Below are 12966 nucleotides of genomic sequence, written 5' to 3'. Positions count from 1 at the left end.
TTAAAGCGTTTGCTCTAAAATGCGAACAACTAATTGTTCAAAAGTTGCCCCATTCGCTTTTGCTGCCATTGGCACTAACGACTTTTCAGTCATGCCAGGTACTGTATTTACTTCAAGCAGGTAAAAGTTACCTTGCTCGTCTTGCATCGCATCAACACGGCCCCAACCACTTGCGCCCACTAAATCAAATGCATCTAGCGATATAGCTTGTAAGTACTTAGTATCTTGCTCTGATAAATCTGCAGGGCAATGATACTGCGTTGTATTTGATTGATACTTAGCTTGGTAATCGTAAAAACCATTTGGTGTCGTCATCTCGATGACTGGTTGTACTTCATCGCCAAGCACTGTAACTGTGAATTCACGTCCCGTGATCCACTGCTCTACAAGCACTTGATTATCAAACTTAAATGCATTAGCTAGTGCGTCTTCAAGTTCTTGTGCTGTACTTGCTTGCGCCATACCTATGCTTGAGCCTTCGTGCGATGGCTTAACCATTACCTTTTTAAACTCACCCATAATAGCTGCAGCATCAAAGCCTTTTTTAGCGTCAACTACGGTATAAGGTGCAGTGCTTAAACCCGCTGATTTAAATAAGTGCTTACAACGTACTTTATCCATAGCAAGTGCTGAACCCAGTACATTACTGCCCGTGTAAGGCAGGTTCATAAACTCAAGCGCACCTTGTACAGTTCCGTCTTCGCCACCACGACCATGCAAAGCAATAAAAACGCGCTCTACATTTAATTCTTTTAACTCCCACAAAGAACGACTTTGCGGGTCAAATGCAATTGCATCAATGCCACTATTTTGCAGCGCATTTAAAACAGCCTGACCCGATCGTAAAGACACTTCACGTTCTGCTGAGTTACCACCTAGCAGTACCGCTACTTTACCAAATTGTGTGTTTACCTGAGTCATACTTCACCTTGCTTAAGTTTTTCTATCGACATACCCGTCGCAGCTAATGTTTTAACTAACTGACCTATATTACCAGCGCCTTGGGTTAATACTAAATCATTATTTTGTAAATTTGCGGCCAAAACGCCTGCAAGCTCTGCATTTGTTGCTACATGTAGCGGCTCTTTGCCACGTTGACGAAGGCTACGGCATAAGCTTTTGCTATCTGCACCAACAATTGGATCTTCACCAGCGCTATACACATCAAGCAATAGCAACTGATCTACATCAGCAAGTACTTTTACAAAATCTTCGTATAAGTCGCGTGTACGAGAAAATCTATGAGGTTGATATACCATTACTAAACGCTTATCAGGCCAACCTTCACGTACTGCTGCAATTGTTGCTGCAACTTCTGAGGGATGATGCCCGTAATCATCAACTAACATCACATTGCCACGCTCGTTTTCAAATTCACCATAGTGTTGAAAACGACGACCAATACCTTCAAACTTCTGCAGCGCTTCTAAAATTGCATGATTCGCAATGTTTTGATCTTTTGCCACAGCAATCGCAGCGGTTGCATTAAGTGCGTTGTGTCTACCTGGCATATTCAACGTGGCAGTTAAACACTCACCTTGTTTGTTAGTTACTGTAAATGTGCATGTATTAGCTGATTGGCTAAAGTCGCTCATGCGGTAATCAGCATCCTTCGATTCACCATACGTGATAACTGGGCGACCAAAGCGCGGGATAAGTTCAGCAGCAACTTCAGAATCAATACATACAACAGCTAAACCATAAAACGGCAAGTTATGAATGAAATCTACATACGTGTCTTTCATTTTTTCAAGACTGCCGCCATAAGTATCCATGTGATCTTCTTCAATATTTGTGATCACCGATACCATTGGCTGTAAGTGTAAAAACGACGCATCGCTTTCATCAGCTTCTGCAATTAAAAAATCACTTTTGCCTACTTTTGCGTTACTACCTGCGCTATTTAACAAGCCACCAATAATAAAGGTTGGATCAAGCCCTGCTTGTCCATAAATACTCGCAATTAAGCTTGTTGTCGTTGTTTTACCATGCGTCCCCGCAATTGCTATACCGTGGCGAAAACGCATTAATTCAGCCAACATTTCTGCGCGGCGCACAACGGGGACTCTTGCGGCTTTAGCTGCAATAATTTCAGGATTTGTTTCATCAATCGCACTTGAAACAACGACTACATTGGCATCTTTCACGTTATTTTCATGATGGCCAATAAATACTTCTGCACCGGCTTTAATTAAACGATCTGTCATAGCGCTATGGGCAATGTCAGAACCTGTAATACGGTAGCCTTCAAAAGCGAGTACTTCAGCAATACCGCCCATACCTGCTCCACCAATACCAATAAAGTGAATGGTTTCTATTCGGCGCATTGCAGGACGTGTGTGTTTTTCTTGTACTGACGTTTCTTTCACTTATTTTCTCTTATTTGTTACTTGCTCACAGTGCGTTGCTACGCTTGCTGTGGCATCTAAAATGGCTTGTTTTTTTGCATTTGTAGCCATTTCAGTAATTAATGAAGGTTGGGCTAAATACGGGCTTAATAGTTCAACAATTGATTGTTTATTAAACTGCCCTTGTGGCATTAATAATGCGCCATTAGCCATCACTAAATATTGTGCGTTCGCTGTTTGATGGTCGTCCACAGCATGGGGAAACGGAACAAAAACGGCCATTTTACCTGCCGCTGCAATTTCGCTAACAGTTAACGCACCAGCACGGCAAACAACAATGTCGGCCCAGCTATACGCTGCGTCCATATCATCAATAAATTCAGCTATTTTTGCATTACTGCCTGTAAAAGCATGCATTTTATAAGCGGCTTCTACGGTAGTTAAATGACCCTTACCTGTTTGATGCCATACACTTATTGGAGCTGTATTATTTAGTGCTTTAAATGCTTCTGGTAATGTTTGATTAAGCACTTGTGCACCAAGCGAGCCGCCCACTACTAAAATATTAATAGGGCTTGATACATCGCGTTTGACTATATTCATAACGCTTTGGCGAACTGGGTTACCTACTAGCTCGGCTTGACCCTGTGCAAAAGCACTTGGAAATGCAGCTAATACTCGTGTAGCCACCTTAGCTAGCAGTTTATTGCTCATACCCGCTACAGCGTTTTGCTCGTGAATAACCAGCGGGATACCTAAACTTTTTGCGGCAATTCCCGTTGGCCCCGTAACATAACCGCCCATTGCAAGTACTACATCAGGACGCTGTTCTTTCAATACCTTACGCGCCTGCAATACTGCATTAATTACCATGAATGGGGCTTTAATAAGACGCTTTAATCCGTTACCACGAACACCTTTAACGTTAATAAAATCAATATCTATATTGTGCTTAGGTACAACGCTCGCTTCCATTCGATCTGGTGTGCCGATCCAGCTAACTTGCCAGCCCTGCTGTTTTAAATAATCGGCTACTGCAATACCGGGAAAAATGTGTCCGCCAGTTCCACCAGCCACTACTACTAATTTTTTACTCATCGCTTACCTCCGCGTGAGGTGGCTTGTTTGGTTGCCATTTTGGTTTCAAAATCTACGCGTAATAAAATACCCGTGGCAATCGTCATAATTAATAAGCTTGAGCCGCCATAAGAAATAAACGGCAGGGTTAAACCCTTCGTCGGTAAAATACCCGCGCTCGCACCTACATTCACCATGGTTTGAAATGCAAACCAAATACCAATGGCAAATGAAAAGTAGCCTTCGTATTCCTTGCCGCACTTAAGGGCTTGTTGGCCTATTAATAAGGCTCTAAATACTAAAGTAGCTAATACAGTTAAAATACTTACAACGCCTATTAAGCCAAGTTCTTCACCTATAACGGCAAAAATAAAATCGTTATGTGCTTCAGGTAAATATTGTAGCTTTTGTACACTGTTACCTAAGCCTTGGCCAAACCAACCCCCCTGGCTATATGCCATTAGCGATTGCACCAACTGATAACCCTTTCCAAAAGGATCATCCCAAGGGTCTAAAAAGCCTACAACACGCGCCATACGATATGGTTCAACAATAATAAGTAATACAACCAGACCAACGCCCGTTAAAATAAGTACAAAAAACTGCCATAACTTAGCACCAGCTAAAAACAATAAACCAACCGTTGTTACAAACATAACAACCACTGTGCCTAAATCTGGCTGCAGCAGAATAAGCAGTGCATACACTGCAAATACAGCAATTGGCTTTGCAAAGCCTTTAATATTTTCTTGTACTTCTTCGCGTTTTCTTACCAAATAACCCGCAATATAACTAAAAAAGTACAACTTAGCGGCCTCAGCCACCTGAAAACCAACAGGTCCAATAGGTATCCATCGTTTAGCGCCGTTTACTTCACGCCCAATAATCAATACCGCTATTAATAGCACCATACCTAGTATTAATAGATAAGGGTTTGATCGTTTCCACCACTCCATTGGCACACAAACACTTATCCAAAAAAGCACAAAAGCCATTGCCAAAAACATGCTGTGGCGAATGGTAATATGGTACGGGTCATCAAATAACCGCTCTGCGGTAGGCATTGATGCGCTGGTCACCATGATAAAACCAACACCAATGAGCATTATTACGCAGTACAATAGCGGTACATCGTATAACTGCGCCGAAGGCTTAGGTGTTAATGCGTCTCTTATATCGGCAAAAGCAATCATAACGCCCCTGCCATTACACACTGAACAAAGTCATCACCGCGTTGCATATAGTTGTTATACATATCAATACTGGCACATGCGGGTGCTAATAAAACAATATTGCCTGTACTACTAAGTACTTTGGCCAAAGTAACGGCTTCTTCCATATTGTTAGTTAAATAACTCTTATTGGTAATCGCAGCTAAGTCACTTGCATCTTTACCAAAACAAATTAATGCTTTTACATGCTGTTCTATGTAAGGTTTAAGCGCATTTAAATCAGCGCCTTTGGCATCGCCACCAGCAATAACAATCAGATTTTCACCGCCACTAGCTAAACTATCTATTGCAGCAATGGTCGCTCCAACATTAGTTGCCTTTGAATCGTTAAAATACTTTACACCGTTAAGCTCAGCTACAAATTGGCAGCGATGAGCCAACCCATTAAATTGACCTAATGCATTTTTATATTGCTCTTTGCTTACTTCAAACGGACTTAAGAGCGCCATTACTGCAAGCGTATTTAAATAATTGTGCTTACCCACTACCGCAAGCGTATCAACAGGTAAAAAGGCATCGCCTTTAACCGTAAAGTGAGTTTCGCCATTATGTTGCGCTAAATGGTAATCACCTTGTTGAGCACCAAAGCTGATTAGGGGGGTAGAACCGCGCTCAACTGGATGTGTTTGCATATCGTCTGCGTTGACAATAATAAGCTCTGCACCGTCATAAATACTTAGCTTTGAGTCTATATAAGCTTGGTAACTGTCGTAGCGATCAAGGTGATCTTCAGACACATTTAATACCGTTGCACTCACAGGTTTTAAACTCGTTGTGGTATCTAGCTGAAAACTAGATAACTCAAGTACATACACGTCAAAATCATCACTGAGCAAATCAAGCACCGCTGTGCCAATATTTCCACCCAAAGCAACTTTATAGCCGGCTTGTTTTAATACTTCATAAGCGAGCGTAACCACGGTTGATTTACCATTAGAGCCCGTTACTGCAACAACCGGTTTTGAATTAATACGTGCAAATAACTCAACGTCGCCAATCACTTCAACACCTGCGTTAATTGCATTTGCAACAGCTGGTATTTTTAAGCTAAGCCCAGGGCTTATAATAATCATATCGCTTGAACAAAGCTCTGCGTCATCCAAATTACCAAAGTGGGTATCTAGAGTTGGCGCGTGCTCTTTTAACCAATCAATCCCCGGCGGGGTTACTCGGCTATCAATGACCTTTGGTGTGAGGCCATGAGATAATAGAAAACGCACAATGCCCAGACCGGTTACACCGAGTCCGAGCACTGTTATTTGTTTGTTTTTTATCTCGTTTAAATACTGCATTTATCGAATCTTTAAAGTAGCTAAGCCAGCAAGCACTAGCACAACAGAAATAATCCAAAAGCGCACAATAACGCGAGGCTCTGGCCAACCTTTTAATTCATAATGATGATGAATCGGCGCCATTCTAAAAATGCGTTGTCCGCGTAATTTATACGACCCCACTTGTAATATTACCGATAGTGCTTCCATTACAAATACACCGCCCATAATAATAAGCAGTAACTCTTGGCGTACTAAAACAGCAATAATACCTAATGCGCCACCAAGTGCTAATGAGCCAACATCGCCCATAAATACTTGTGCTGGGTAAGTGTTAAACCATAAAAAGCCAAGCCCTGCGCCCACAATGGCAGTACATACAACCACAAGCTCACTCGCCAGCGGTAAATGTGGAATATGTAAGTAAGCCGAAAAGTTAATATTACCTGTTAAGTAAGCAATAATTGCCAGTGCTGAAGCCACTAAAATAATTGGCACAATCGCCAAGCCATCTAAACCATCGGTCAGGTTTACCGCGTTTGATGTACCTACTATGGCAAAATACGTAAGCACGATATAAAACAAACCTAATTGCGGTAACACGTCTTTAAAAAATGGAACAACAAGTGATGTTTCAGATGCTTGTGCACTGGTAAAATACAAAGCAGTAGCTACAACTAATGCAATGACTGACTGCCAAAAGTACTTCCACTTAGCAATTAAGCCTTTTGGATCTTTACGGATAACTTTACGGTAATCATCAACAAAGCCAACAATACCTAAAGAGCCAATTACAAACAGTGTTGCCCATACGTATTTATTTGATAAATCGGCCCAAAGTAGCGTGCTGGTAAAAATGGCCGCTAAAATAAGTAAGCCGCCCATAGTCGGCGTACCCGACTTAGACAAATGCGATTGCGGACCATCGTCTCGAACTGTTTGGCCTATTTGCATACGTTGCAAACCACGAATTAACTTAGGTCCTAAATAAAGAGACATAATTAGCGCAGTTAAAATACCTAAAATGGCACGTAGCGTTAAATACGAAAAAACATGAAAACCACTAAAATACTGTGTTAAATACTCTGCCAGCCAAACTAACATTTTGATACTCCATTGATGGCTTGTTGCTGGCCATTTACTAAATCGGTTACTAATAATTCCATGCGAGAACTGCGCGATCCTTTCACTACTATTGTTGTTTTTGTATTCACTTTATTAATACTGTCTTGAATTTTTTGCTGCATCTGTTCACGGCTCGAAAAATGGCGATTAGGTAGCTCAAACACATCACTTGCGTATTTACTTAATACACCTAATGTAAATAACTCATCAATCCCTTGCTCAAGTGCATACTCGCCCACTTCTTGATGGTACTTACGTGCGTCTTCACCTAGTTCGCCCATGTCTCCCAGTGCTAAAATGCGGTGACCTTGCATATCACTTAACAAGTCGATTGCAGCCTTTACCGACTTAACATTGGCATTATAGGTATCATCAACCACGGTCAGTAAATCAGACACTTCAATTAAATTAACGCGCCCTTTTACATCACCCATTGTGGCAAGTGCGTTGGCTATTTCTTCAAGAGTTACATCAAATTCACTGGTCAGTGCAGCAGCGATAAGTGCATTACTAATATTGTGCTTACCCGGAAGTGCCAAAGTAACAGGTACTTGCTTGTTTTTAGTGCAAAGCGTAAAGCTTGCACGCGCATTGGCATCAAGCGTGATGTTCTCTGCCCAAATATCTAGTTTTTCAGTTGTAGAAAAACGTTTAACACTTCGCCCTTCAAGCTTATCTAACCAATATTGGCTAAATTCACTATCACAGTTAACAATCGCAACGCCGTTATCTTTAAGGCCATCAAAAATCTCACCTTTAGCTTTTGCGACGCCCATTAAACTACCAAAACCTTCTAAGTGGGCTGCTGCAACATTACATACAACGGCTACATCTGGTTTTGTCATTGCAGTGGTGTAGGCAATTTCACCTAAGTGATTTGCACCCAGTTCAATAACCGCAAAACGATGTTGAGGCTCTAAGCGCAATAACGTAAGTGGGACGCCAATATCATTATTAAAATTACCTTTAGTAGCTAATACATCACCGTGGACCGACAAAATAGCGGCGCACATTTCTTTTACCGTGGTTTTACCCACACTGCCTGTAATAGCAATTGTTTTAGGCGCCACTTGCGCAATAACAGCAGTACCAATTACACCTAGTGCAATACGTGTATCGCTTACTATAAATTGTGGAATATCTACATCAACTTTGTGCTGAACAATAACGCCAATAGCACCTTTTTGTTTAGCCTCAGTTATAAATTTATGCCCATCAAAATTTGGCCCTTTCAGTGCTAAAAACACTTCGCCATCGCACACTGTACGAGTATCAGTATTTATATTAAGCACGTGTTGATTATCACCTTGATAATCGGTTGTTAGCACATTAGCTAACCAATCAAAATCCATTGGGATCATTGTGTTATCCCTCTTACTGCTTTTTTTAGTTGTTCTTGTACATATCGGCGATCGCAAAAGTCGATTCGCTTATCGCCTATAATTTGATAATCTTCATGGCCTTTACCTGCAATCAAAATAACCTCATCAGCTGTAGCGTTTTCTATAGCAAAACGAATTGCAGTTGCTCTATCAGCCTCTAAATGTGCATTTTGAGGATGGGTTAAACCGCCAGCTACATCTGCAATAATGTCATCAGGGTTTTCTGAGCGAGGGTTATCACTGGTAATAATCACTTTATTCGCATTTTGCTCTGCAGCTTGCGCCATTAATACGCGCTTTCCTTTGTCTCTGTCACCACCGCAACCAAATACACAACTTACACCACCTGGCACATGCAGCTGTAATGCTTGTAATGCAAGTGCAAGTGCATCGGGTGTATGTGCGTAATCAACAACACACGTCGGCATGCCTGCTTGGCTAAATGCTTGCATTCGCCCAGCTACTGGCTGTAACTGCGCACAACCTGAAACTAATTGCTCAAGCGGATAACCAAGCCCTAGTAATGTAGCGATCGCGGCCGTTAAGTTATATAAATTAAATTCGCCAAACAGAGGCGATTTAATCGACATAACACCCCAACTAGTCGATAACTGCGCCGAAATACCTTCACTTGAATATTCAACATCAGAAAAATAAACGTACTGAGCATTCTTAGGGGCTAAGTTTTTGCGGCCATAACAGATTAGGTTATTAAAATCATACTTTTCAAGCCATTGCTCAGCTTGAGAATCATCTTGATTAAGCACTACAACTTGCGGCTCAAAATCACGGAAAAGCATTAGTTTCGCATCACCGTAACTTGCCATATCACCATGGTAATCTAAGTGATCGCGCGAAAGATTAGTAAACACAGCCGCTTTAAACGCGCATTTAGCAACACGCTGCTGCACTAATCCATGAGATGACACTTCCATGGCTACCAGCTTTTTATGCTGCGAATTTAAATCGCTCAAAATATGCTGTAAATCAACCGCAGAAGGCGTGGTATTAATCAGTGGAATTAAGTTATCAGGATGACCATAACCTAAAGTGCCTATAATGGCCGACTCTGTACTGCAAAATTGCGCTAAGTGGGCAATCATTGCTGTGGTTGTCGATTTACCGTTTGTACCTGTCACACCAATTAAATCAAGAGCCTGACTTGGCTGGCTATAAAAGCGACTTGCTAATTCTGGAAGCTTTTTATCAAGCTCCGAAACTAAATATAGTGGCTCAAAACTTGTTTCAAATTCACATAATCTGTCAGCAATAATAGCTGTTGCGCCATTTTCAATTGCTTTATTAATAAATTGACCGCCATCAAGTGCATGGCCTTTAATAGCAACAAATACATCACCTGGCGTTACTTCACGGCTATCAAGGCGTAAATGTTTTACCAGTTGCGAGGGCGCATCTATTTCGATGTATTTTAAAATATCCTTTAAATCACGCATCGTTATCTTTACCTTGTACGTACGCAACCTCTTCCTTGTCAGGCGCTACGTTTAATATTCTTAATGCGTTAGAGATGATTTCTGCAAATGCAGGGCCAGCGGTGGCACCTCCATAGTACACATCACCACCTGGTTCATTAATCATAACTACCACGGCTAAACGAGGATTACTTGCCGGCGCTACACCTGCAAAATAACCTACATATTCATCACCATAACCACCTGCTACGGCTTTTTTAGATGTACCTGTTTTACCAGCTGCACGATACCCATCAACTTTTATGTTGCGAGCAGTACCGTCTTTTTCAAATACACTTTCCATCATGTGGACTACGGCTTCTACGTCTTTTTGTTTAAAAATACGTTCGCCTTCAGGTATATTGTCTTGCTTTAAAATAGTCAGTGGTCGGTTAACTCCACCAGCGCCTAACATGGTATAAAAGCGCGCCATTTGCGCAGTACTTACCGAAATTGCATAACCAAATGATAAAGTGGCAATTTCAAAGTCAGACCAACGACGATTTGGATAAAACAAACCGCTGCTTTCACCTACCATTCCAGTACCAGTATCACTGCCAAATCCTACTTTTTGGTATAAGCCAACAAGGTAATCTTTAGGCACTAACTGAGTAACCTTCGCAACTCCCATGTTTGAGGAGTACTTTAGTATTTCGCGCAGTGTTAGTTCGCCGTGATTACGAGTATCTCTAACTAAACTACCACCTAAACGCATCCAACCTGGGTAGGTATCAATCGTGTCATCTGCCTGAATGGCGCCGTAGTCTAGCCCAGCCAAAATGGCTAGAGGCTTAACAGTTGAGCCTGGTTCAAACAAATCTGTAATTGCGCGGTTACGACGCTTATGAGGTGCAGCATCGCTTAAGTTATTTGGATTAAATGAAGGGCTATTTACCATTGCCAGTACTTCACCGGTTTTAACATCAACTACCATAGCTGAGCCCGATGTGGCTTTATAAGTCAGTACAGCTGATTTTACGGCCTTGTACGCAATGGCTTGAATTCGTTGATCAATGCTTAGCTCTATACTTTCTGGCTCTACACGTTCACGTTCGTCAAGTACTTCTACCTCACGCCCTTGTGCGTCTTTACGAATGGTACGGCGGCCTTCCTCGCCCGTTAAAGCGTTTTCGTATAGCTTTTCAATGCCTTCAATGCCTTTGCCATCGATATTGGTAAAACCAATAACATGCGCGGTAACTTCACCTGCAGGGTAGTAGCGTTTAGATTCATCTAGTAAATGGATACCAGGGAGGCGTAAATCACCAATATAATTTGCTACAGCAGGAGTAACTTGGCGTTTTAAATACACAAAGCGACGCGAAGGATCGTTTAAAAGTCGAGAGTTAATCTTTTTAGGATCAATACGCAGCACATCGGCAAGCTCGCGCCAGCGTAAATCGTTTTTATAATAAAGAGCAGTACGCTTATCAAGTTCAGCAGTGTTTTCAGTTAAAGATAAGTGATCTTCGCCGCTTTTACGTGCTTGTTTGATTACTTTAGTGACAAGCGACTTATGCAATGCTTTAGGGTCTGCATATACGCTCACAACCGGCACACTTACCGCTAGTTCTTTACCATTACGGTCAAAAATCATTCCGCGTTGCACATGCAGTTTTTCAACACGCACCGTGCGTTTATCACTTTCTGAACGTGCTTTATCAGGTTCTATCACTTGTAAATAAGCAGCGCGAGATACGAGTGTTACAAACACCATAAACACAACTGTACACACCAGCATAAAGCGCCATGTGATTAAATTAGTGACTGGTTTTTTGCCTCTATTTCTCATTGTACTATTATTACCTGCTCATCTTGACTCGTAGGTCGTTTCATTTTTAATTGTGATATAGCAACTTCTTCAATGCGTGCATGTTGCGAATAAAATTCTTCTTCAACAAGTAAGTAGCGCCACTCTAAATCGAGTTCATCACGTTCTTGTAATAATTGATCTTGCTTTATAAGTTGCCCACGAGCTAAATGTGTTGTTTGCACAACAGCTAAACTAGAAGCGAATATCACAACCAACAAGGCCGAGGTTAGCTTGTTAGCACCTAGGCCTTTTAATATTTCAAAGAATAAATTAGGTTGACGATAGCTCGCTTTTTTACTCATCCCAACCTCTGTGCAATCCTAAGTACAGAACTACGAGAACGTGGATTACGTTCTACTTCAACAGTACTTGGCTTAATAGCCTTACCCACTGCTTTTAACGTAAGGTTTTTATTTATTTGTGCATCAGTTAAAGGCAGACCCCTGGGTAACACTTCTCCCCTACTCTGTTTTCTAATAAACTGTTTTACAATACGATCTTCTAGTGAGTGAAACGAAATCACCACTAAACGTCCGCCTGGCTTTAGCACTTTAACTGCAGACTGTAGCGCTGTTTGAATCTCTTCAAGCTCGCTATTGATATAAATACGAATCGCCTGAAAAGTACGTGTTGCAGGGTGCTTAAACTTATCTTTTACAGGTACTGCTTCATCAACAAGGTCAGCAAGTTGCTTGGTTGTTGTGATTGGCGTGTGCTCACGAACTTCGAGTACTTTGTGTGCAATGCGTTTACCAAACTTTTCTTCGCCCAGTTTTTTAATTACGTGGGTAATATCATCTAACTCGGCTTCTGCTAACCACTGTGCAGCACTGCGACCTGTTGTTGGGTCCATACGCATATCAAGTGGCCCATCTTTCATAAAACTAAAACCACGCGCAGCGTCATCCAGTTGTGGCGACGAGACACCAATGTCTAATAAAATGCCATCCACTTTACCAATGAGATCGTTCTGCTCTGCTACTTCGTATAAATTTGAAAAACGAGTATGTGCAATCGCAAAACGTGGATCATCAGCAAATTTTTCGGCTGATTGTATCGCTTGTGGATCTTGGTCAATTGCTTGCAGGCGACCTTCATCACCTAGGCGTGCTAAAATTTGTCCAGAGTGGCCGCCACGTCCAAACGTACCATCCATGTATATACCGTCTGGCTTAATTGCGAGGGCATCGATGGTTTCGTCCATTAATACGGATACGTGTTCAAATTGCGCTGTCATTAGCTATTA

At 41.7% G+C, this 12966-nt stretch carries 11 protein-coding genes; all 11 read right to left on the bottom strand.

Annotated elements, in window-relative coordinates; genetic code table 11:
* Genes I6F66_RS04125 through rsmH form a run of 11 tightly spaced genes read right to left on the bottom strand, consistent with a single transcriptional unit; the run spans position 1 to position 12957 of the window.
* Entirely contained in the window at positions 1-921 is a 921-nt protein-coding gene (locus I6F66_RS04125; RefSeq protein WP_024592944.1) for a D-alanine--D-alanine ligase, read from the bottom strand.
* The gene (gene murC / locus I6F66_RS04120; RefSeq protein ID WP_002957994.1) at positions 918-2369 is read right to left on the bottom strand and encodes a UDP-N-acetylmuramate--L-alanine ligase; all 1452 of its coding nucleotides are present in this window, start codon (positions 2367-2369) and stop codon (positions 918-920) included. Before murC ends, I6F66_RS04125 begins: the two co-directional genes overlap by 4 nt.
* Positions 2370-3446 (bottom strand): undecaprenyldiphospho-muramoylpentapeptide beta-N-acetylglucosaminyltransferase, encoded by a 1077-nt coding sequence (gene murG, locus I6F66_RS04115; RefSeq protein WP_197118614.1) that lies wholly within the window; start codon positions 3444-3446, stop codon positions 2370-2372.
* On the bottom strand, positions 3443-4618 hold the full coding sequence (ftsW, locus tag I6F66_RS04110; RefSeq protein WP_007582927.1) for a cell division protein FtsW: 1176 nt from the start codon (positions 4616-4618) through the stop codon (positions 3443-3445). The genes murG and ftsW overlap by 4 nt, the downstream gene beginning before the upstream one ends.
* Positions 4615-5949 (bottom strand): UDP-N-acetylmuramoyl-L-alanine--D-glutamate ligase, encoded by a 1335-nt coding sequence (murD, locus tag I6F66_RS04105; protein ID WP_197159600.1) that lies wholly within the window; start codon positions 5947-5949, stop codon positions 4615-4617. The genes ftsW and murD overlap by 4 nt, the downstream gene beginning before the upstream one ends.
* The gene (gene mraY, locus I6F66_RS04100) at positions 5950-7032 is read right to left on the bottom strand and encodes a phospho-N-acetylmuramoyl-pentapeptide-transferase (RefSeq protein ID WP_007582922.1); all 1083 of its coding nucleotides are present in this window, start codon (positions 7030-7032) and stop codon (positions 5950-5952) included. It abuts the gene before it with no gap.
* Positions 7026-8414, bottom strand: a complete 1389-nt coding sequence (gene murF, locus I6F66_RS04095; RefSeq protein WP_197208806.1) for a UDP-N-acetylmuramoyl-tripeptide--D-alanyl-D-alanine ligase — start codon at positions 8412-8414, stop codon at positions 7026-7028. Before murF ends, mraY begins: the two co-directional genes overlap by 7 nt.
* Positions 8411-9889 (bottom strand): UDP-N-acetylmuramoyl-L-alanyl-D-glutamate--2,6-diaminopimelate ligase, encoded by a 1479-nt coding sequence (gene murE, locus I6F66_RS04090; RefSeq protein WP_197208805.1) that lies wholly within the window; start codon positions 9887-9889, stop codon positions 8411-8413. The genes murF and murE overlap by 4 nt, the downstream gene beginning before the upstream one ends.
* Positions 9882-11699 carry a penicillin-binding transpeptidase domain-containing protein gene (locus tag I6F66_RS04085; RefSeq protein WP_197208804.1) on the bottom strand — a complete coding sequence of 606 codons (1818 nt, stop codon included), beginning with the start codon at positions 11697-11699 and terminating at the stop codon, positions 9882-9884. The genes murE and I6F66_RS04085 overlap by 8 nt, the downstream gene beginning before the upstream one ends.
* Entirely contained in the window at positions 11696-12022 is a 327-nt protein-coding gene (gene ftsL, locus I6F66_RS04080; protein WP_007582915.1) for a cell division protein FtsL, read from the bottom strand. The genes I6F66_RS04085 and ftsL overlap by 4 nt, the downstream gene beginning before the upstream one ends.
* On the bottom strand, positions 12019-12957 hold the full coding sequence (gene rsmH, locus I6F66_RS04075) for a 16S rRNA (cytosine(1402)-N(4))-methyltransferase RsmH (protein ID WP_008167099.1): 939 nt from the start codon (positions 12955-12957) through the stop codon (positions 12019-12021). The genes ftsL and rsmH overlap by 4 nt, the downstream gene beginning before the upstream one ends.
* Between the last annotated feature and the right edge of the window lie 9 nt (positions 12958-12966).

It is taken from the genome of Pseudoalteromonas sp. NZS100_1, from assembly GCF_015864285.1.
Taxonomy (GTDB): domain Bacteria; phylum Pseudomonadota; class Gammaproteobacteria; order Enterobacterales; family Alteromonadaceae; genus Pseudoalteromonas; species Pseudoalteromonas arctica.
This window is presented reverse-complemented; position numbering and strand designations above follow the sequence as displayed.